At 55.9% G+C, this 21,127-nt stretch carries 23 protein-coding genes; 6 read left to right on the top strand and 17 right to left on the bottom strand.

Annotated elements, in window-relative coordinates:
• The 6 genes from BLP91_RS05345 to BLP91_RS16630 form a co-directional block, all read right to left on the bottom strand.
• A partial coding sequence (locus BLP91_RS05345) for a helix-turn-helix domain-containing protein (RefSeq protein WP_091567405.1) occupies positions 1–261 on the bottom strand: 261 nt, incomplete at its 3' end.
• A gap of 130 nt (positions 262–391) precedes the next feature.
• Positions 392–1,591: an iron-containing alcohol dehydrogenase gene (locus BLP91_RS05340; RefSeq protein WP_091567403.1), complete on the bottom strand. Its 1,200-nt coding sequence runs from the start codon at positions 1,589–1,591 to the stop codon at positions 392–394.
• Positions 1,592–1,981: 390 nt separating this feature from the next.
• Complete coding sequence (locus tag BLP91_RS05335; protein WP_091567401.1) at positions 1,982–2,818, bottom strand: sulfurtransferase; 837 nt, start codon at positions 2,816–2,818, stop codon at positions 1,982–1,984.
• 23 nt (positions 2,819–2,841) lie between these two features.
• On the bottom strand, positions 2,842–3,810 hold the full coding sequence (gene cbiB, locus BLP91_RS05330; RefSeq protein ID WP_091567454.1) for an adenosylcobinamide-phosphate synthase CbiB: 969 nt from the start codon (positions 3,808–3,810) through the stop codon (positions 2,842–2,844).
• Complete coding sequence (locus tag BLP91_RS05325) at positions 3,810–4,523, bottom strand: adenosylcobinamide amidohydrolase (protein WP_176757833.1); 714 nt, start codon at positions 4,521–4,523, stop codon at positions 3,810–3,812. Before BLP91_RS05325 ends, cbiB begins: the two co-directional genes overlap by 1 nt.
• A 157-nt stretch (positions 4,524–4,680) precedes the next feature.
• A complete protein-coding gene (locus BLP91_RS16630; protein WP_176757832.1) occupies positions 4,681–4,845 on the bottom strand; it encodes a hypothetical protein in 165 nt (54 codons plus the stop codon).
• Positions 4,846–4,951: 106 nt separating this feature from the next.
• Here BLP91_RS16630 and BLP91_RS16625 point away from each other — a divergent pair, with 106 nt between their 5' ends.
• A complete protein-coding gene (locus BLP91_RS16625) occupies positions 4,952–5,101 on the top strand; it encodes a hypothetical protein (RefSeq protein ID WP_176757831.1) in 150 nt (49 codons plus the stop codon).
• A gap of 86 nt (positions 5,102–5,187) precedes the next feature.
• On the opposite strand, the gene BLP91_RS05320 is transcribed toward BLP91_RS16625, so the two are convergent.
• The 6 genes from BLP91_RS05320 to cobT all read right to left on the bottom strand — a co-directional run bounded on the left by BLP91_RS05320 (position 5,188) and on the right by cobT (position 9,549).
• Positions 5,188–5,367 carry a hypothetical protein gene (locus BLP91_RS05320; protein WP_091567395.1) on the bottom strand — a complete coding sequence of 60 codons (180 nt, stop codon included), beginning with the start codon at positions 5,365–5,367 and terminating at the stop codon, positions 5,188–5,190.
• Positions 5,368–5,466: 99 nt separating this feature from the next.
• A complete protein-coding gene (locus BLP91_RS05315; protein ID WP_091567393.1) occupies positions 5,467–6,054 on the bottom strand; it encodes a histidine phosphatase family protein in 588 nt (195 codons plus the stop codon).
• Positions 6,051–6,773 carry an adenosylcobinamide-GDP ribazoletransferase gene (gene cobS, locus BLP91_RS05310; protein ID WP_176757830.1) on the bottom strand — a complete coding sequence of 241 codons (723 nt, stop codon included), beginning with the start codon at positions 6,771–6,773 and terminating at the stop codon, positions 6,051–6,053. Before cobS ends, BLP91_RS05315 begins: the two co-directional genes overlap by 4 nt.
• The gene (cobU, locus tag BLP91_RS05305) at positions 6,770–7,294 is read right to left on the bottom strand and encodes a bifunctional adenosylcobinamide kinase/adenosylcobinamide-phosphate guanylyltransferase (protein ID WP_245662124.1); all 525 of its coding nucleotides are present in this window, start codon (positions 7,292–7,294) and stop codon (positions 6,770–6,772) included. Before cobU ends, cobS begins: the two co-directional genes overlap by 4 nt.
• Positions 7,291–8,430 (bottom strand): threonine-phosphate decarboxylase CobD, encoded by a 1,140-nt coding sequence (gene cobD / locus BLP91_RS05300; protein ID WP_091567385.1) that lies wholly within the window; start codon positions 8,428–8,430, stop codon positions 7,291–7,293. The genes cobU and cobD overlap by 4 nt, the downstream gene beginning before the upstream one ends.
• A 45-nt stretch (positions 8,431–8,475) precedes the next feature.
• Positions 8,476–9,549, bottom strand: a complete 1,074-nt coding sequence (cobT, locus tag BLP91_RS05295) for a nicotinate-nucleotide--dimethylbenzimidazole phosphoribosyltransferase (protein ID WP_281220401.1) — start codon at positions 9,547–9,549, stop codon at positions 8,476–8,478.
• A gap of 258 nt (positions 9,550–9,807) precedes the next feature.
• On the opposite strand from cobT, the gene BLP91_RS05290 reads away from it, so the two are divergent.
• Together BLP91_RS05290 and BLP91_RS05285 are read left to right on the top strand one after the other, a co-directional pair.
• On the top strand, positions 9,808–10,764 hold the full coding sequence (locus BLP91_RS05290; protein WP_091567380.1) for a cation diffusion facilitator family transporter: 957 nt from the start codon (positions 9,808–9,810) through the stop codon (positions 10,762–10,764).
• Positions 10,765–11,190: 426 nt separating this feature from the next.
• Positions 11,191–11,577: a GNAT family N-acetyltransferase gene (locus tag BLP91_RS05285; protein WP_245662122.1), complete on the top strand. Its 387-nt coding sequence runs from the start codon at positions 11,191–11,193 to the stop codon at positions 11,575–11,577.
• A 246-nt stretch (positions 11,578–11,823) separates the two neighbouring features.
• On the opposite strand, the gene BLP91_RS16620 is transcribed toward BLP91_RS05285, so the two are convergent.
• From BLP91_RS16620 to BLP91_RS05265, 5 genes are all read right to left on the bottom strand, one after another.
• On the bottom strand, positions 11,824–11,991 hold the full coding sequence (locus BLP91_RS16620) for a hypothetical protein (RefSeq protein ID WP_176757829.1): 168 nt from the start codon (positions 11,989–11,991) through the stop codon (positions 11,824–11,826).
• Positions 11,992–12,096: 105 nt separating this feature from the next.
• The gene (locus BLP91_RS05280; protein ID WP_091567378.1) at positions 12,097–12,798 is read right to left on the bottom strand and encodes a hypothetical protein; all 702 of its coding nucleotides are present in this window, start codon (positions 12,796–12,798) and stop codon (positions 12,097–12,099) included.
• Positions 12,799–12,951: 153 nt separating this feature from the next.
• Entirely contained in the window at positions 12,952–14,238 is a 1,287-nt protein-coding gene (gene aceA, locus BLP91_RS05275) for an isocitrate lyase (protein WP_091567376.1), read from the bottom strand.
• A 38-nt stretch (positions 14,239–14,276) separates the two neighbouring features.
• On the bottom strand, positions 14,277–15,881 hold the full coding sequence (aceB, locus tag BLP91_RS05270) for a malate synthase A (protein WP_342670273.1): 1,605 nt from the start codon (positions 15,879–15,881) through the stop codon (positions 14,277–14,279).
• Between the two features lie 177 nt (positions 15,882–16,058).
• The gene (locus tag BLP91_RS05265; RefSeq protein ID WP_091567372.1) at positions 16,059–17,693 is read right to left on the bottom strand and encodes a peptide ABC transporter substrate-binding protein; all 1,635 of its coding nucleotides are present in this window, start codon (positions 17,691–17,693) and stop codon (positions 16,059–16,061) included.
• A 249-nt stretch (positions 17,694–17,942) separates the two neighbouring features.
• On the opposite strand from BLP91_RS05265, the gene dapD reads away from it, so the two are divergent.
• The 3 genes from dapD to BLP91_RS05250 all read left to right on the top strand — a co-directional run bounded on the left by dapD (position 17,943) and on the right by BLP91_RS05250 (position 21,073).
• Positions 17,943–18,653, top strand: coding sequence for a 2,3,4,5-tetrahydropyridine-2,6-dicarboxylate N-acetyltransferase (gene dapD / locus BLP91_RS05260; RefSeq protein ID WP_091567369.1), 711 nt, complete (start codon positions 17,943–17,945; stop codon positions 18,651–18,653).
• Positions 18,654–18,719: 66 nt separating this feature from the next.
• Positions 18,720–19,925 carry an aspartate aminotransferase family protein gene (locus BLP91_RS05255; RefSeq protein ID WP_091567367.1) on the top strand — a complete coding sequence of 402 codons (1,206 nt, stop codon included), beginning with the start codon at positions 18,720–18,722 and terminating at the stop codon, positions 19,923–19,925.
• 14 nt (positions 19,926–19,939) lie between these two features.
• Positions 19,940–21,073 carry an N-acetyldiaminopimelate deacetylase gene (locus BLP91_RS05250; RefSeq protein WP_091567365.1) on the top strand — a complete coding sequence of 378 codons (1,134 nt, stop codon included), beginning with the start codon at positions 19,940–19,942 and terminating at the stop codon, positions 21,071–21,073.
• Positions 21,074–21,127: the final 54 nt, after the last annotated feature.

The raw sequence follows: 21,127 nt of genomic DNA, 5'->3' as shown, positions 1-21,127 counted from the left end.
TTTTAAGACATCGTTCTCCAATTCCAGCTGACGGACATATTCATCCTTTTGCAGTGGCCTCTTTCGCCCTCCCCGGCGGTCTTGTAGCCCTTCGGATCCTTTTAACTTATATTGACGCAACCAGACCTTCAAGCGGCTCACGTCATGGATCCCCAACCTTTCGGCTACCTCCCGTTTGGTTACACCCTGCAGTCTCATTTGAACGGTTTGCATCTTCAGTGAAAAGGGATAATGCCTGAACTTCTGTCCTTTTTTCGCCATGAAAACACCCCTTAAAAGTAGTTCCGTTCACAGGGGGTTTTTCCTGTGTCTACTTTAAGGGGTGCACATCACAGTTGTGCGGGGAGTTTTTCTGTGGATAGACCCTGTCGAGTGGGAGAGGCACCACACATTAACGGTGAGATGAGATGGCCCCGGAGAAACGGTAATCGTAGCATTCATGGTACAACTGGATGATCTCCTCCTGGGTAGGTACCACCGGATGGTTACCGGGACTGCCGCTGTCGATGGCATCCTGGGCCATTTTTTCTAGGTGGGATTCAAAGGAGTGCGGATCGATTCCCCAATTGGCCATATTGGGAATATTCAGTTCCAGGCAGAGCCGCTTCACTTCTGCGACAGCTGTATGGGCCGCCTCCTCTTCCGTAAGCGCGTTCCCATCTTCCCGGAAAATACGGCCGATGTCGGCCAAGTTGCGCCGATACGCTTCATTCTTAAACTCCAACACCGCCGGCAGCAGCATGGCGTTGGACACTCCATGAGGTACGTGGAATACAGCACCGATGGGACGGGACATGCCGTGAACCAGACAGACCGAAGCATTGGAGAAAGCGATGCCTGCCTCCATCGCTGCCAGCGACATCTGTTCCCGGGCTTCCAGGTCCTTACCATCCTTGTACGCCCGTCGCAGGTACCGGTAGATTCGATCGATCGCTGATCGAGCATGGCTGTCTGTCAAAGGATGAGCCCGGCGGGAGATATACGCTTCCACCGCATGACAGAGTGCATCCACCCCGGTCGACGCCGTTACATGCGGAGGCGAGGAGACGGTCAACACCGGATCCACTATTGCCACCGCAGGGGTTAAGGCGGGATGTTTCACCATCAATTTCACATCGGTGGCCGTTTGGGTGATCACGGTGACATCGGTCACCTCCGACCCGGTTCCCGCCGTGGTCGGAATGGCGATGAGAGGGACCGATGGCTGCTGCACCACTTTTTTACCACCCACATATTGGCTGATATCCCCACCATTAGCAGCGAGAATGGCTACCGCCTTGCCTGTGTCGATACAACTGCCGCCGCCGAGGGAGACAATCACATCACATTGTTCCCTTTGAAACTGCTCCAGCGCTTCCGCCACATGCCGATCCGTCGGCTCCGAATCGACTCCCAGATAGGACCCATGGGGCCGACCGGCTTGCTGAAGAAATTGTCGACATCGATCCACATATCCGATTCTTTCCATCACCGGATCGCTGATCACCAACGCTTTCCGCCCCAGAGCCGCCACCTTTTCCCCTACTTGGGTGAAAGCGTCACGTCCGTACAACACCTCAGATGGAACCCGAAATATGGCAGTTCCTTTCAAATCGCTTTCCTCCCCCTAAATATGGCCGGGCACCCTTATAATAAGAAACTGGAGCGCCAAAACCGACCACCATTCGGATTATTCGGTACATTCCGATTATAGAAAGCCCAGACAGCTTCATTTACAACGCTGCAGAAGTGCTGTAAAAAGCGAGCGGCACACTTGCTCGGATCAAAACGAAGCAAGACCCTACCCACTCTGATCGAAGGACTCCATGTTGTTCGATCAATGATGACGCGTCATTTTCCCGAATCCATCTGCTTCACCCTGATTCCCCCTTTTAGTACCTGGTATCAAGCTTCGATATTAAAAAAACAAAACCCTATCAGTTGACAAAAAAAATCAGTTGATCCCTGTAAAAAGCCATAACTGATACGAGCCGAGTCCACCCTATCTCTTGGAGGACTCCGTTTGGACCGGATTTTCTCTGTAGGTGATCCAGTCGCTCCAGCTGCCGGCGTAAAGGCGAGCGCCTCGGTGACCGGCGGCGTGGAGGGCAAGGAGATTGGCACAGGCGGTGACACCGGACCCGCAGTAAACGATGGGAGCTTCGTCTTCGAAGGCGAAGGCCCACTCTTTTTTCAGCTCCTCTACACTCTTCCAGCTTCCATCCTCTTTCAGGTTCTCCTTCCAGAAGCGGTTGACCGCCCCCGGGATGTGACCGGCCTTGGCGTCGATCGGCTCGACCCGGCCGGCAAAGCGATCGGGATCCCGGGAGTCGATCAGAAGACCGACGTGTTTTTTCACCTCATCGACACCTACTAGCATCTCCGACTCGATCCGGGGCCGAAAGCGAACTGGCAGCGGCTGGGGCATGTCGGCGGTAACGGGATACCCTTTCTCGACCCACCCCTGATATCCCCCATCCAGCACGGCCACCTCGGGATGTCCCAGATAATGGAGCATCCACCAGAGTCGGGCGGCCATCGCTCCTCCCTGAGCATCATAAGCGATCACCAGCTTAGATTCATCAATTCCCCTTCGTCCCAACGTTTCCGCAAAAGCCTCCCTATCAGGCAGCGGATGTCGTCCTCCATGTTTTCCTACAGGCCCTGACAGGTCTTTCTCCAGATCCAGGTAGCGAGCTCCGGGGAGGTGGCTTTGCCGATAGGCTCTCTCCCCTGCCTCGGGGTCCGCCAGTTCAAACCGACAGTCCACCACCACCAACTCAGGATCCTCCCGATGTTCAAATAACCAATCCGGTGTCACCAGCGGTCGCGTTTCCAAACTGCGAGCCTCCTATTTCTTCTTTAATAAAGTCCGTTTAAAACGTAACCGGTCGCTGCCGCCAGCAAGGCGGCCAGCCAGCCGGTCACCAACAGCACCCGGACCGAAGCTTCGATATGTTCCGCCTGTTTCTCCACCAACGGGTCCCCTAACAAGGCCCGGCGGGAGATCTGTCCCCGATACCGATTCACCCCGCCCAACTGGATCCCCAGGCCCCCAGCCATCAGGGATTCGGCGATTCCACTGTTGGGGCTGGGGTGCTTTGCAGCATCCCGCCGGCAAATCCGCCACCCCCGTCCCGGTTTGTATCCCGTCCATCCGAACGCCAGCAGCATGATCGGGACGGTGAGCCGGGCCGGAATCCAGTTGGCCAGATCGTCCAGCCGGGCTGAAGCCCACCCCAGGTGAAGATACCGCTCATCCCGATACCCCACCATGGAATCCAGGGTATTGACGGCTCGGTAGGCTAAGGCCAGCGGCGCCCCTCCGAGGGCGGCGAAAAAAAGGGGGGAGGTGACGGCATCGACAATGTTTTCCGCCACGGTCTCCACGGTCCCTCGCACCACCTCCGGCTGGTCCAGCTGCTCCGTATCCCGTCCCACCACCATAGACAATTCCTTACGGGCTTGCATTAGATCCCCTTCCCGCAGCCATCGAAAAATTGAAAGCGCCGCATCGGCCAGACCGCGGGTGGCGATGGTGGTGGAGATCAACCAGATTTCCAGCAGGAAGGCTCCCCACCGAGATACCGCCTCCACTCCCACCAGGAGCAGGGTGGAGATGAGATAAACAGAACCAACCACGATCAACGGCAAGAGGCAGCCCAACAGGCGAACCCAACCCTTATGCGACCATTTCTCCGCCCGCGGACGCAAAACCTGTTCCATCCGGGAAATCATCCAACCCATCCCCACCACCGGATGGGGCAGCTGGCGGGGATCCCCCAGAATCCGGTCGGTCAGAAAAGCCAACAAGAGGGACAAGGAACCCATCACCACGATTCCCCCTCTTTCAGCAGCCGTTCCCGCATCAAAGCCTCCCGAACAGCTTCAAAGACCGCCTGACCCGCCGCCTGACCCAGGGGGCTGGCCGTGCCGGCGTAAACATGGCGATACCCCCGGCGCGGTTTTTGGGTAGAGGCGATCACTACCGCATCTGTTGTCGTTCCTGTAGCGATGCGCCCTTGCCCATCTCTGATTGACAGTTCCTGCATCGCGGCGACTTTACCCTCGGTGACCGTGATGACAGCATTTATCATCGCTTCCTCTGTTACCCATCCGTCCACCGCTAGGATGATATTGATCGTTCCAGGGGTCGGCTGGGTGTAAACGGGCCCCGACGCTCCGGCTCTGGCGGCGTTGCCTGCGCCGGCTGTGACGATGGCGGCGACGTGAACATGGCTCGACTTCCGCTCCACCACCGCCACCTGTTCCACCCAGACAGCTGTCAACATCCCTACCGTCTCCATTGGATCCAGTCCCTGTTTTTCCATCCAGTGCTGGGTCTCGGCGATCGGATCCGCTTCGTAATAATTCTTATCCACATGCCGGTTGACGATGGTTCGGGTTTCTCGCCGCCCCCCGCCCACCGGTGCACTGGACAAGACCGCCAGCGGTGTCGGGGAGTGAAGCGTCAAATGACTTTTTTTCACCTTAAGCACCGGCCCCTGGGGGCCAAAAAGCCGACGGGTGGTATTTTGTTGCAACGATCGTTCTCCTTCCTCTTTCGGATCGATCTCTGTTACAGGGCCGGTTGATCCGGGATCATCTTGTTCTCTATCTTTCAATATAAAACAGTTCTCCCCTTTTGAAAAATAGAAAGCCACCTCCCACCTATCGGGAGATGGCTCCTATAAAAGAGACTTATTTCTTCTGTTTCCTGGACTCTTTTTCATACTGCTTGGAAAGTTTTTTTCGACCTTCCTCCACATCGATATCGGTCAGTTCCCCACTCTGTTCATAGGCAAACTGGATACTACTGTTGATGTTTTCTTCATTGAACTCTTTTGACGTCTTGTCCCTGTCCATGAATATGCCCCCTTTCCGTGAGTAGCATGCCTGACTGAGAGGGATTTATACGGGAAGATTGGATACGCTACAAGTAGACACCGATCTGGAGAGGAAGGGATGGAACATGGCCAAAGAAGGACAAGGAGCGAAAGAAAACGATGGGATTCCCCGTCCGAGCCAACCGGTGGACGATAAACACGCCATGAAAGCCGACCGTAGCGAGCGAGGCACCAATCAGCGAATCACCGAGAAGGATGCCAACCACCGCACATAAACAGATCAAGCGTGACCCCTTCTTTCGGTTGAGGGAGGGGATTTTTTATTTAAACTTAAGGACCCTGCATCGGCAGGGTCCTTCGATCAGGAGCGCTTTTTCAGACCTCGAATATCCATCTCACCCGGCGGCAGCTGATCCTCTTCCACCCGGTGCGGGCGGCGGGTTACCCGGGTTTTTTGCTGCTCTGGAATCGCTGTTAGCGACCCTTCCATATCCGGACCCATATAAGCTTTGGTATCCGGATTCGGCTCCTTGTCTGCCATCGGCTTCACCCTCCTTCTGCACTTACAGGGTGTGCCGCTTCTGTCATCTGTATTCCAAGGATCACCCCCAGGGGGTTCATGGACCGTCAGGTTAATCTTTCAGGGCTGTTCCCGCCAGCGATTCCCCTCCCACTTCACGGATAACACATCCCCGTGGGGGATCGACCGATCCCAGAAGGAAGCGGGATCTTGCTTCAGATAGCGGGAGATGAACCAACGGAGGGGACCGCCGTGGGTGACGGCAATCACCCGCATCTCTGTTCCGGCATGTCGCAAGATCTCATGTAACCACCGGTCCAGACGGGATCCCATCTGGGTCATCGTTTCTCCTCCCGGCGGCGACCGGCGAACGGGATCCGACAGCCACCGATGCAAGGCTTGCGGATTTTGCGAATAGATCTCCCCGTAAGTCAAGCCCTCCCATTCTCCGAAGGAGAGTTCCCGCAACAGAGGCGTCACCTGCATCGTCGCCGTCGACAGCTGCCGGAGGAGGGGTTCCGCCGTCTGGCGCGCGCGCAACAAGTCACTGGCAACCACCTGTGCCACCGGCTCAACAACAGCGAGGCGGGCAGCTGCCGCCTCGGCCTGGCAGCGGCCCTTTTCGTTTAAAGGGGGATCCAGATGGCCGCAGTAGCGACGCTGCCGATTGGGATTCGTCTCTCCGTGACGCAGCCAGATCAACTTCATACAAGCAACCACAACAAGAGCAGCAAGCCCTCGGTACCCTCCACCAGCGCGCCGTAAGCATCACCGGTAAAACCTCCGATCCGCCGCTGGATCATCCGGCCGAACCACCAGAGGAACAACAGCCCGACTATGGGGAATAAGACCCCTGTCCACCCCGACACTACTCCGACCAGGACCACCGTCAACAACGTCGCCAGGAACCAGGAGACCCCGGTCAGCCCATCCCGCAAGCCTGTGCCGATTCCATCCCGACTGATGTAGGGATAATAGCAAATCGCCGCCACCAAGACCCACCGGGCGACGACAGGGACGATCAACAACGGGACCCACAGCGAACCGGGGACAGAGGCCAGCGCTGCCCCTTTCAGCAACAGCAGCAAGAGACAGGTCAACACCCCCATCGCTCCTACCCGACTATCCTTCATGATCCCCAGGGTCTGCTCCGGATCCCGGTTGGCTCCCAGGCCATCGGCGGTATCCATCAGCCCATCCAGGTGGAGGCCACCGGTTAGCCACACCCAGAAGACCAACAACAGCACACTGCCAACCTCCGGTGGAAAATGATCCGCCACCAACAGCTGGAAGAGTATGAGAGCACTTCCGATCACCCATCCGACCGCCGGATAATAGGCGGCGCTGCAGGACCAATCGTTAAAATCGGTCCGCCGGGGCACGGGAAAGCGGGTCAGAAAAGAGAGGGCGACAAAAAAGGCATTCATCCTTTCACCTTCCAAGGGATCCCGGAGATCACCATCCAGACCTGATCTGCCTGTTCCGCCGCCCGTTGATTGACACATCCCAGCACATCTTGGAAAAGACGCCCCATCGGGTTCATCGATACGCCGCCGAGACCAACTTCAGAGGTGACCAGGATCGCCTCCTGCTCCTGCAACCGGTTCATCATCTCTAAAACCTCCTGCTCCATTTCCGCTTCCAAAGAGCTTTTAACTGGGGCGGAGTCCTCCATCACCCGGTTGGCCACCCAAGTGGACAAACAGTCGATGAGCACCCCGTCATAGTCGGCCGCCTGATGGAGGGCATCGGCCAAAGCATAAGGCTCCTCAGCTAACCCCCAGTTCCCGGGGCGCCGTTCTCGATGGCGGGCGATCCGCCGTTCCATTTCCCCGTCGCCGGCGACCCCGGTAGCCACATACAACACCTGCTCTCCCATCTCGTGCGCCAGCCTTTCGGCAAAACGGCTCTTCCCGGAACGGACCCCTCCTGTGACCAGGCGGATCATGATGGAACACCCCCGGCGGGAAGGAGTGGGGTCAGAGCGGATAATAGTTGCTCATTTTCCTCTCGGCTACGGATGGCCACCCGCAGGTAACGGTCATCCAGTCCGGGATAGGTGGAACCGTCCCGGATCAAGATACCCTTTGCCCCCAGCCTCTCCTGCAGCCACCGGGAGGAAATCCCCTCCATCGCTGCTCTTTTTTCCAGGCGAAGGAGGAGGTAATTGGCCTCGCCTGCAAGCACTTCCACACCAGGAAGGGAGCGCAATTGGTGGGTGAGATACCTCTTTTCCTCCACCAACCAAGCCCAGGTCTCCGCTTCAAAACCCGTCTTTTTTAGAGCGGCCACCCCGGCTAACTGCGCCCAGGCATTGACACTCCAGGGAATCTGCCACCGTCTCATCGCCTCGATCCAGTCGGCGGAGGCGACCACGAAGCCCAAACGAAGTCCCGGAATGGCATAAAACTTGGTCATGGACCGAAACAGAAGCGTGGTGGGAAAAGCCTCCAAGTGAGGAAGGAGGGTGGTCGCCTCCTCAGCGGGGATAAAATCCAAAAAAGCTTCGTCCACAGCCAGCACCGTATCCCAACGGGCCGCCTCTTCCGCGGCGGCGACCAGATCTTCATAGGGAAGGCGAGTGCCTGTGGGATTGTTAGGATGTCCGATCCAAGCTAAATCCACCTCTCGAATCCAGGCCAACAGCGACTCCCGCTCGGGAAGAAACCCCTTTTCCCACCGGGTTTTTAGAGGAATCACCTCTAGCTTCCGCTTGCGCGCCGCCGCTTCGTATTCGGAAAAAGAAGGATGGATCACGCCGACGACGCGGGGCTCCGCCACGGTATGGATGAGGTCGATCAACTCCGCGGCTCCATTACCGGGCAGCACCTGCTCCGGCGACACACCCAGCCACTGTGCCAGTACTTGAGTCAGCCGACGACAGACGGGATCGGGATAAGCGGTCAATGTCGGCGTCCCCGGCTCCTGCAAAGCCCGCTTCAGCTCTTCCACCACCCCTGGAGGCGGGCCGAGAGGGTTGATATTGGCACTAAAATCCACAAAGGAATCCGCCTCCCGACCAAACCGCTCCTGTGCCGTCTGTCGGTCACCACCGTGTCCGTACTGTTCCAATCCTGCTGCCATTCCATCACAACCTTTCGCAAACCGATTCCAAATTGATATTCAGGCTTACTCCATGCCCAGCTCCGCAAAGGTGGCCATCTCCCTGGCTGTGGCCACCGCCGCGTCAAAAAGAGGAAAAGCGAGCACCGCCCCGCTTCCCTCCCCCAGTCGCATACCGGCGCTGATCAGAGGGCGCATGTCCAAAGCCTCCAGCAAGAGGGCATGACCAGGCTCTGCCGACTGGTGGGAGGCAAACAGATAAGAGCGTACCCTGGGTTCCATTCGGACCGCCGCCAAGGCAGCCGCCGTGGTGATCAGACCGTCCAACACCACCGGTAGACGAAGATGGGACGCTTCCAACATAAACCCGGCCATAGCCGCCAATTCCAGGCCGCCCACCTTGGTCAACACATCCAGCGGATCCCGTGGATCCGGCCGATTCACCTGAAGACTGCGGGTGATCACCTCCCCTTTTCGACGCACCCCTTCTTCATCTAAACCCGTTCCGCGGCCGATCAACCGCCGGACCGGTTTTCCTGTTAAGCAGGCAGCCACTGCCGAGGCAGAGGTGGTGTTGCCGATCCCCATCTCCCCCACCGCCGTCAACTGTAAGCCGGCTCCCTTCCAGCTGCTGGCCAGATCCGCCCCCGCCTGAAGCGCTTCCTCCGCTTCCTGCCGGGTCATCGCCGGCCCTTGTGCCATATTGGCTGTGCCGGAGCGCACTTTTCGCTCCAGCACCCCTTCCGGCGGCTTCGGCAAACGACTGCCCACGTCAACCACGGCCACTTCAGACTGAAAGCGTTGGGCCAACACATTGACCGCCGCTTTCCCCCGGCTGAAATTGCCGATCATGAGACCCGTCACCTCGGCGGGATAGGCGCTGACCCCCTCCACGGTTACGCCATGATCGGCACAAAAGATCGCCACGCCTTTTTTGCTGATATCGGAAAACACCTGGCCGGTGATACCCGCCAGTCGAACCACAAGCTCCTCCAGGTCCCCCAGGGCGCCTGTCGGTTTCGTCAATTGATCCACGTGTTTTCGCGCCTTCTCTTCCATCTGGGTGTCGACAGGTGGAATTCGCCACTGTTTCCGTTGGTGCTGCTGCAACCGGATCTCCCTTTCTCCATATACATTCACCTACCATGATACCGCTCACGGTGTCGGATGGACAGATGGTTGACAAGGGTGGAGGAGAGAATTTTCGCAATAACCGTCCCAATTATAAATCCTTTCGGAAAACATAGCTGACCCGACGATAATATAAAAAAGGGGATGGTACGAGTATATACCCGTGCCCCATCCTGGGGAAGACCTCCATGCTCTCCCATGATGAGAAGGCGATCAGGTGGGCACCCTGATGCTAAGAAACAGTTGGTGAAAGGGAGAACAATTGGCATGCTCACATGGCTCAAAAAAGGAAACCGCTCCGCGGCTACGGCAGCGGCAGGAAATTTCATCATCGCCCTATCTAAGGGAATCGCCGCTTTCGTCAGCGGCAGCGGTTCGATGTTGGCCACAACCGTTCATTCCGTGGCCGATACACTCAACCAGCTCTTCGTTTTTTTCGGCAGCATCCTCGCCGAGAAAGAACCTACCCGGCGTTTCCCCGCCGGTTTTGGCCGGACGGTCAATCTGTTTGTGCTGATCGCGGTGATGATCATCGGCATCATGGCTTATGAAACCATCAAGGAAGGGTGGAATCTGATTCAAAATCCCCACCCCTCGGAACATATTCTGATCAATGCCTCTGTCCTGGTGATCGCAATTTTGATCGACGGCTATGTCCTTTGGAAAGCGATGAAGGAAATTGTGCGCGAAGCCCGGGAAGAGGCGTCGGGGTTGGGAATCATCAAAAGCTCCATCACCCATGTGGGGCTGGCTTCTCCCCCCACTCGCCTCGTCTTTTATGAAGACATCATCGCCACCCTCAGCTCCCTGTTGGCCCTGATCGCCGTTCTCGTCTCCTCCTGGACCGGCATCTACATGCTGGACGGTCTCGGCGCCATCATCATCGGGATTTTGTTAACCGGCATCGCCATCAAGATCGGATATGAAAACACCGTCGGGCTGATCGGAGTCGCCGCCCCTAAGATGATCCAGGAGCGGGTGGCCCACATCATTCTGGATGATCCCGACGTGGTGGATATTCATCGGATGCGCATCCTGCAGGAAGGCCGACAGTATCACGTGGAAAGTTACATCGAACTTCGCAAGGGCTTGTCTCTCGCGGCAGCCGATGATATCAAATTTCGCGTGATGGAAAAGGTGTTGAATGATCCTGATATCGACGATGTCACCATGGGCATCCTCGAATCCGACGGAAAACGGGACTGGACAAAAGAAAAAAACTGAATCCCCTATACTTATTCCGCGACGATCTCATCAATGGACACCGCATAGATCCGGCTGTCCTGACTGGGAACGATCAGGTGATCACCCAGGATGACCGGGCCGACAGGTGCCAGATTGCCGCCAAGGGTAATGCGATCACACGCCCTTCGGTATCGCTGGTTAACACCGGATTATTCTCTTTATTCAAACGGTCCACTCTTCCGCACCAATGGCAATTTGCTCGGATGTCCAGTCAGTCCCTTGTCCACATCCAACAACGAAATTAGACAGGATCACCCCGAGGTACTTTTTCACAGTTCATCCCTTTCCTTCATCTAACCCCCTTTATCCCTTTTTCCAGATGCGATCATCCTTCCTGCAACAGAAGGGATCCGCTGCTCCGGTGTCGAATGGGAGTAAAACCATAGGGCAAGGGGGATAAATCTCGTGCAGATTCGAAAGGCCATCCTGAATGATGTTCCGGGAATCGCCAAGGTTCATGTGGACAGCTGGAAAAGCACCTATCGCGGCATCGTCCCCGACGATGTTCTCGATCACCTTTCATACGAGGAGAAGAGAAAGCTGTGGACTCCATTGATCCAAAGCGGGCAAAGCCGGATCGCCGTGGCGGAAACCCCTGCCGGTAAGATCGTCGGTTTTGCCAGCGGCGGCCCGATACGGAACCGCTTATCTTCCTATCAAGAGGAATTATACGCCATTTATATCTTGCCGGACTATCAACAACAGGGGATCGGACAACGGCTGGTGCGGGAAGTATCCCCTCCGGATCAATGTCTGGGTGCTGGCGGACAATCCCGCCTGTCGGTTTTATGAGCGGTTGGGCGGGACGAAAATCGGAACCGAGACGATCACCATCGGCGGCATCCCCTTGGAGGCGGTCGCCTACGGGATACCCGGCCGATTATAACCGAAAAAGCCCGCCAACAGGCCGGGCTTTTTGTTTATTTCCGGGTTCCCCTCGGTCAACCCTTCTTACGTCTTTCTCGCTTCCGATGATTCCATGTACATGAGCGGACAAGTGCTCCACTCCAACGGGGGGACGATCACAGGGAGTTAACTCTATCCCTCATTCCCTCTCCATCCATAACAGGCGTAACTCAACAGCGAATAGAGGACCGCCTTGCCCCAGTTCCCCCAGCGGGCGGAAGCCGCCCGGTCCATCAACCGCCGGCCGATCCGGTAGGTGGTCAGGGAGGCGAGGATAAACACGACGAACGCCAGAACCATAAAAAAGACGCCGAGCAGGATCGTCTGCAGGGTTATAAACGTGCTTCCATGGACAAAAAAATAAAACCGCCTCTGCCTGATATTACGAGAGACGGTTTTAACCAGTTACAGGACCAGCTGCCGCTGATCCGCCTGCTTGAGCAGGGACTGCCATTTCTCTTGTTCTTCATCGCTCAGGGGAGTCGCTTTCATATAGAGGAGAGCATAAATACCATCATCGGTACTGAAACAGCGGATGTAACCGTAAAAGCTACCGTTCTGGGGATCATCGGAAAGTGCGATCTCCACCAGCATGTTTTTCTCGTTCTGAGCGAGGGGGTTCCAAGTGATCTCGCCACCCTGACTCTCCTCTTCCATTCCTTGCTTCAAAACTTCAGCCGCCTGGGCCACCGTCAGCTGCTGATGAAGCCCTTTGAAGAAGTGAACACCTAACAGCTCCCTGCTGACTTCGCTAGGCTGTCCCTCCGGCGTAAATTCTGTGTATTCGTGGTTGGGCTCCAGCTGTTCGGTGCCCACCTTTTGCCAGTTTCGATCATCCACCATCAGGGTGATATTGCTGGCCTCCAATTGATTGTCGTCGGTGCCTCCCCCGCTGTCCCGATTATTCGGTGGGACAGCTTCCGGTTCTTCTTCAGTATCCGGATTCGGATCCACTTCCCGGGAGTCCTCATCGGCCACCTGTTTTTCCTGTACTTGCTCTATCTGTCCCTGGTTGGCTTCCACCCATTGTTTGGCGGCCAGTGAACAGCCGCTGGTCATGATCAACGCCGTGATCGCCAGCAAAGCCGTCAGCCCTTTCAACGGCAATGACAACACCTCTTTGGACAAATATAAATATTTTACCAACTCCTATTTTATGAGATGATTACCTCATCGTCACTAGGAAGAAGGATCTAATCACCCTGAAGTAAAAAAAGCCGCCACCTGCGGGTGACGGCTTTTGGGGGAAATTTTTTTTGCTTACTTGGCCGATGTAAACTGTGCCTCTTCCGTAGAACCTTTCAGGGCGGTGGTAGAAGAAGTTCCGCCGGAGATGGTCATGGAGACGGCGTCGAAGTAGCCGGTACCCACTTCCCGCTGGTGACGGGTGGCGCTGTAACCTTTCGCTTCGTTGGCAAACTCCCGCTGTTGCAGTTGAGAGTAAGCCGCCATTCCCTCATCCTTATAGGCGTTGGCCAGCTCGAACATGCTGTTGTTGAGGGTATGAAATCCAGCCAGGGTGATGAATTGGAATTTGTAGCCCATGTCGCCCAGTTCATTCTGGAAGCGTGCGATGGTATCATCATCCAGGTGCTTCTTCCAGTTGAAGGAGGGCGAGCAGTTGTAGGCCAACATTTTGCCCGGGTATTCGGCGTGGATCGCCTCCGCGAATTGACGGGCCTCATCCAGATCCGGTGTGGAGGTCTCACACCAGATGAGGTCGGCGTAGGGTGCGTAGGCCAGACCCCGGGCAATCGCCGTTTCAATCCCATTCTTCTGCCGGAAGAAGCCTTCCGAAGTCCGCTCGCCGGTGAGGAATTGATGATCCCGGGGATCCACGTCGCTGGTCACCATATCCGCAGCGTTAGCATCGGTGCGGGCAATCAGAATCGTGGGCACACCCATCACGTCGGCGGCCAGGCGGGCGGAAATCAGGTTGCGAATGGCATGGGAGGTGGGCAGCAACACTTTTCCGCCCAAGTGACCGCATTTTTTCTCGGAGGCCAGCTGGTCCTCAAAGTGTACCCCGGCGGCTCCCGCCTCGATCATGGCTTTCATCAGTTCAAACACGTTCAACGTACCGCCAAAGCCGGCTTCCGCATCAGCTACGATCGGGGCAAACCAGTCGCGCTGGGCGCCTCCTTCGGCATGCTCCACTTGGTCTGCCCGCTGGAGCGCCTGGTTGATCCGCTTCACCACGTGGGGCACGCTGTTGGCCGGATAAAGGCTCTGGTCCGGATACATTTGCCCCGCCAGGTTGGCGTCAGCGGCCACCTGCCAACCGGAGAGGTAAATGGCCTTGAGGCCGGCTTTCACCTGTTGTACCGCCTGGTTCCCTGTCAGGGCACCCAAGGCTTTGATATGGTGCTCCTCCTGAAGGGAGTTCCACAGCCGCTCGGCACCGCGCCGGGCCAAGGTGTACTCAATCTGGAGGGAACCGCGCAGCTTCAACACGTCTTCCGGTGTGTAGGGGCGTTCGATCCCTTGCCAGCGCGGATCATTATCCCAGGATTCCTGCAGTCGCTTCGCTTCTTCTTGGTTGCTCATTCTCCATCTCTCCCTTAATATGATTGTTAAAATTTTGTTTACAACCGCTCGTAGCCGGGCAGGGTCAGGAATTCCTCAAACTCGTCAGCCACTGTCAGTTCATCAAACAACTCTTTGGCTTCTTGGAACCGGCCGACAGAAAATCGCTCTTCGCCGATGGTTTCTTTGATTTTCGCCAGTTCTTCGTCGACAGTCTGACGGAAAAGTTCCACCGTCACTTTGCGTCCGTCTTCCAGCACCCCTTGGGGATGGCGAATCCATTGCCAAAGCTGGGCCCGGGAGATTTCCGCCGTAGCGGCGTCTTCCATCAGGTTGTTAATGCCCACTGCCCCGTAGCCCCGGAGCCAAGCTTCGATGTACTGGATGCCGACGCTAACGTTCTGGCGCAGCCCTTGTTCCGTGATGGGTCCTTCGGGAACCTCACAGAGATCCTCGGCGCTAACGTTTACATCGCCACGCTTCTTGTGGATTTGATTGGGGTGTAGCATATGTTTGTCAAATACCTCTTTGGCGACGGGGACCAATGCCGGATGGGCCACCCAGGTACCGTCATGGCCGTCGAGGGCTTCCCGCTCTTTATCCGCTCGCACTTTCGCGATCGCCTTTTCGTTGGCTTCGGGGTTGTTCCGCACCGGGATCTGGGCGGCCATTCCGCCGATGCAGTGGGCATTCCGCCGGTGGCAAGTCTTCACCGCCAGCAGGGTGTATGCCCGCATGAAGGGGACCGTCATCGTCACCAGAGAGCGATCGGGCAGAATCACTTCCGGCCGGTTGCGGAAGCGCTTGATGTAGCTGAAGATGTAGTCCCACCGACCGCAATTGAGTCCCGCCGAGTGTTTCCGCAATTCATAGAGTATTTCGTCCATTTCGAAAGCGGCGGTAATGGTTTCGATCAGCACCGTCGCCTTGATCGTGCCCTGGGCGATTTTCAATTCTTCCTGAGCGAAGACGAATACCTCATTCCACAGCCGCGCCTCCAGATGACTCTCCATCTTCGGCAGGTAAAAATAAGGTCCGGACCCTTTCTTCAGCAAGGTTTTGGCGTTATGGAAAAAGTAGAGGCCGAAGTCGAAGAGACCGCCGGGCACAGGCCGTCCGTCCACCGTCACATGCTTTTCATCCAGATGCCAGCCCCGCGGGCGAACCAGGAGCACCGCCGGCTTTTCGTTCAGCTCATACCGCTTCCCGTCAGGGTTGGTAAAGCTGATCGTTCCGTTGACAGCATCCCTCATATTGATCTGTCCCTGGATCGTGTTTTTCCAAGTAGGGGAATTGGCATCTTCAAAATCGGCCATGAAAACCTTAGCGCCGGAGTTGAGAGCATTGATCACCATCTTCCGATCGGAAGTAGGACCGGTGATCTCCACCCGACGGTCCTGCAGATCATAGGGAACCGGATCGATCGACCAAGAACTGTTCCGAATCTCTCTTGTTTCTTCCAAGAAATCCAGTCCGTTCTCTCCGTCGATTTCCTGTTGACGCTTCTCTCTGTTATGTAACAGGCGGTCCCGATCGTCTGTAAACTTCCGGGCCAGCTTCGCCACAAAGGCAAGTGCTTCCGGAGTTAAGATTTCCTTGAATTCCTCGGTCATCTTCCCCTTTACTTCCACATTTTTAGGGAAAGAGGAAGTTTGTGTGCTCACAGATGTCACTCCTTTGGCTCGGCAACTGTTCGGGGACAGTGCGTCTGATTTGCTTTGTATTATATAACAGACGATCGAAAATTGACAAGACTTTTTTCGCATTTCCCATTAAAAAGGCTGTTTTAAATATGCTCCACAAAACTAAAAACCGGCCGTAGCGGCCGGTTTTCACAACAATCACCTGTTTTTCGAAGGCTTGTCGATATAGGTCCATTTCAAGGTATACTCGGCACCGACGGGAGAGCGGTACAAGTTTTTCACGTAGGGTTTTTGCACGTAAGCCTGGCCCTCATAAAAGAGCGGCACCACTCCGGCCTGTTCTATTACAATGGATTCCGCCTTGATCAGATTCTCGTCCCGCTTCTCAGCATCGGTGTGCAAATTGGCTGTCTCAATCAGCCGATCGAAGGTTGAATCGCTCCACTGGCCGAAGTTGACATCGCTCTGGGAGTGACCGATCTCCAGGAAAGCCATGGGGTCGTTATACCTTCCGATCCAACGCACCAAGGACATTTGAAAGCGACCCTGCTGCTCCGCCTCCAGCTTCTGCTTCATCGGCCGCGGATTGATCAGAATATCGATCCCCAGCGTGTTTTGAAACTGTTCCTTCAGAAACAGAGCAATTTTCTTGCGGTCGTTATCGTTAACGTTTAATGCGATTCGGGGAGGTTTATCCATTCCTAACTCCGCCATCCCTTGGTCCAGAAGCTGACGGGCCCGTGCTGCATCATATGCAAGCTGATCCCCTGCTTGTTTACGGAAGGTCCCCTTCTGACTCCCTTGGATCGAATCGGGAACCATCCCCTGAGCGGGACGGGATCCGTTCTGTAGCACTTCCTGTACCAATTGCTCCCGATCCACAGCAAGACTGAAAGCTTTTCGAACCTTTTCATTGGAGAAAAATTTCTTCCGGGTGTTGAACAGTATCAGGAAGGTGGCGCCTCGATCCACCTGGATAAAATCCCGGTTACCTTTGAAGGCATGGACCAATTCATCACTGAGGGGAGCCATATCCACTTCCCCCGAATTGTAATCATTGGCCGCCTGCATGGAATCTGTGACGATCCGCACCTGGACCTCATCCAACTTTACATTCTCCTCATCCCAGTATTCCGGGTTTTTGACAAAACGGTAACTTTGATCGTGTTTCCAATCTTTCAACACAAAGGGGCCGTTATAAAGCAACCGGTTATCATCTTTGGCATACATCCGGCCCTGTTTTTCAATAAAATCCTTCCGCTGAGGAAAATAGGCGGCGGATGCTGTCAGAGTCAGGAAATAAGGAACCGGCTCCTCCAACTTCACACGGAGCGTCCGTTCATCGATAGCCTTCACCCCGACGGTGTCTACCGTGGTTTTTCCGGCAAAATAAGCCCGTGCGTTTTTTAAAGGAAACAGTATATAGGCGGACTCTAACTGTTTTTTCGGATCCAGCGCCCGCTTCCAGGCATACTCGAAATCCTGGGCGGTGACGGGTTCACCGTCACTCCAACGAGCATTGTCCCTGATTTTAAAGATGTATGTCTTCCGGTCATCACTTACTTGAACATCCTCGGCCATCGCCGGCTGCGGCTGTTGGTCTTTATCCAGCCGCATCAGGCCTTCCATCACGTTGTTCAACACGGTGATCGATTGCGCGTCAATCGCTTCCGCGCTGTCCAGGTTGGGAGGCTCGGCTTCGGCCGTCAGGCGTAAAACCTCTCCTCCTTCAGCGGAACCTTCTCCCCCGAGTATCCAGGGCTGGCTGCATCCGGCCAAAAGGATACCGAACACGGTTAACCATATAACGGCCAATCGAGTTAGACGTCCCAACGGTCTACCTCCTAACAATCCGTATTTTAAAAATTAACTGGAATAGGAATTTTGATTATTGGGACGGACTTATTATAAAAGACTCTTTTCGGTTTGGGAAGCGTTTTTTGCCAGAGAGGAAAATCTCCGGGAGAAACTTCCCGTCGCCATCGCTTTCGGCACAGCGACGGCTTATGCTATACTCAATTTTAGATAAATGTCGACTCCCCCATGAGATTCGATTTTTCATATAGAAAGGGTGCACTTTCAATGGAAATGATGGACGCCAATCAAATCATTAACTTCATCCGAGACAGCGAAAAGAAAACCCCAGTCAAAGTACATATCAAAGGCGATCTGGAAGGGATCGATTTCGGAAAGGAAGTCCACTCCTTCATCACCGGGAACGTCGGCGTGTTGTTCGGGGATTGGAAAGAAGTGAAACCAGTCCTGGATGCGAACCGGGATAAAATCGAAGACCTGGTGGTGGAAAATGACCGCCGCAACTCCGCTATCCCTCTCCTCGACCTGAAGGAGACGGAAGCCCGAATCGAACCTGGGGCCATCATCCGCGACCAGGTGGAAATCGGAAAAGGCGCTGTCATCATGATGGGAGCCTCTATCAATATCGGCTCGGTGATCGGAGAAGGCACGATGATCGATATGAACGTCACCGTCGGCGGTCGTGGCACTATCGGCAAGAACTGCCACATCGGAGCTGGAGCCGTCATCGCCGGTGTGATTGAACCGCCGTCAGCTAATCCGGTCATCATCGAAGATGAAGTGGTCGTTGGCGCCAATGCCGTCATCCTGGAAGGCGTCCGCATCGGCAAAGGCTCCGTCGTCGCTGCAGGGGCTGTCGTCGTAGAAGATGTACCGGAAAACAGCGTCGTGGCAGGAACCCCTGCACGAGTGATCAAGAAAAACGACGAACAGACCCGCTCCAAAACAGAAATCAAACAGGAACTCCGCCAACTCTGAATTTCAAGGGGGCCGTCCTCAGGCGGCCCTCCTTTTCTATACAAGAACAAGTGTAAAGGGGGGAGCATGTTGACCCAATGGCATGCACGGGACCAACAATACCTGATGAATACCTACAATAGGCTACCCATCGCCATCTCCCACGCCCGGGGGAACACCCTGTATGATACCGAAGGGAATGAATATCTCGATCTGTTTACAGGACTGGCCGTCAATGTGCTGGGCCACACCCATCCGGCGGTAATGGAGGAGCTGAATCGACAGGGGGGCTCGTTTCTTCATATCTCCAACAAATTTCTCAACCCCCCCGCCATCCGGTTGGCGGAACGGTTAGTCAAGCACAGCATCGACGGCAAAGTCTTTTTCGGAAACTCCGGAGCCGAAGCGACAGAGTCGGCGATCAAACTGGTGCATAAGTGGACCCAGGAGCAGGGGGAAGGGAAACGCGGGTTTGTGGTGATGAAAAAAAGCTTTCACGGCCGTACGCTGGGAGCCGTCCGCCTCACCCGCCAGCCCGGCGTCTACCAGGATTATCCTCAACCCGATCTGCCGGTTTTTGAAGTGGAACCCAATCAGCCCGAGGAGCTTCGGCGGGTGTGTGAGCAGGAGAATCCGGCGGCTATACTGGCGGAACCGATCCTGGGTTCCGGCGGTGTCCAGCCCCTCGATACTTCTTATCTGCAGGAGATGGCCCGGCTGTGCCGGGAACAGGGGCGGCTCCTCCTGATGGACGAGATTCAGACGGGAATTGGCCGGACCGGTACCCTGTTCGCTTACCAGCACGCCGGTCTGCAGCCTGATCTGATTCTGTTCGCCAAGGGCGTCGGCGGCGGTCTCCCCTTAGGCGGCATCATCGCCGGTCGCAAATTGGCCGATCTGTTCCACCCCGGTGATCACGGAACCACTTTCGCTCCCTCCCCTCTGAGTGCCGCTCTGGGGAACGCGGTGTTGGATGTGTTGTTGGAACAGGGCGGACTGGAGGAAGGACAGAAAAACGCGGACTACCTGTGGAATCACCTGCGGCGGCTTCAGAAATACCTGCCCGATGCCATCGGGGAGATACGAGGACGAGGCATGATGATCGGCATCGATACCTTCCTCACACCCGCTCAGGCCAAACAGTTGCAGCTGGATCTCTTACAGGATGGCGTGCTGGTGGATATCGCCCAACAGACCGTGATCCGGCTGTTGCCACCGCTCACCCTCACCCCTGATGAATCGGACCGGTTTGCCGACCGGCTGGAGAGGCGTTTAAAGCAGACTTTTAGTTGAAGGAGCGTAGATCCATGGGCTCATCCCTCTCATCTTATGTGGACATCCGCCGGGACCTCCACCGGATCCCGGAGCTTGGCTTCGCCGAGTTTAAAACCCAGAAATACCTTTTGGACTACCTGTCCCGCCTGCCGCAGGATCGGTTGGAGATCAAAACGTGGCGAACCGGGGTGTTGGTGAAGGTGAAGGGAACCCAACCCACCCGGATCCTCGGCTACCGGACGGATATCGACGGCTTGCCCATTCATGAGGAGACGGAATACGAATTCCGCTCGGAGCACCCTGGACAGATGCACGCCTGCGGCCATGATTTCCATATGGCGATCGCCCTGGGCATCCTCACCCACTTTGTGAACCACCCCGTCCGGGATGATCTCCTCTTTATCTTTCAGCCGGCAGAGGAGGGGCCGGGAGGAGCCTTGCCGATGCTGAAGAGCGAGGAATTCCAACAGTGGCGGCCGGAGGTTTTGTTCGGTCTGCATATCGGGCCGGATTACCCGGTGGGGACGATCGCCACCCGTCCCGGCATCCTGTTCGCCAATACATCGGAGCTGTACATCGACCTGGTCGGCACCGACGGCCACGCCTCCTTACCCCACCGGGCCAACGACATGGTAATCGCTGCCTCCCAGCTGGCGATGCAGCTGCAGACAATTATCTCCCGCAACATCGATCCCTTGGACTCGGCCATCCTCACCTTGGGGAAAGTCACCATCGGAACGAAACAAAACATCATCCCCGGCAATGCCCGTCTGGAGGGGACGATCCGCACCCTGTCCATGGAATCGATGGAACGGATCAAAAAACGCATCCGCGCCCTCGTCCGAGGCATCGAAGAAGGGTTTGCCTGCGAAGCTCACATCGACTGGGGGGCCAACTACTGCCAGGTGGAAAACGAAAAGAACCTCACCCGGGAATTCATCGATTGGGCCCGCCGGGAAACCGACGTTCAGGTGGTGGAATGCCGGGAAGCGATGGCTGGAGAAGATTTCGGCTACTTCCTGCGGGAGATCCCCGGCTGGATGTTCTGGCTGGGCGTCGACTCTCCCCACGGCCTGCACCACCCCCAAATCGATCCCAAAGAAGAAGCGATCCCAGTGGCCATCGATCTGATGATCCGCTGGCTCACCTGGAAGGCGAATCCATAAGCAGACAGCAGCAGGGTAAAACCTGCTGCCTTTTCTTTTTCGCACCTTTCGCCA

The sequence above is a fragment of the Melghirimyces thermohalophilus genome (genome assembly GCF_900102685.1).
Taxonomy (GTDB): Bacteria; Bacillota; Bacilli; order Thermoactinomycetales; family DSM-45169; genus Melghirimyces; species Melghirimyces thermohalophilus.
Note: the sequence above shows the minus strand (reverse complement) of the source record. Positions and strands in the feature narration are given on the sequence as shown.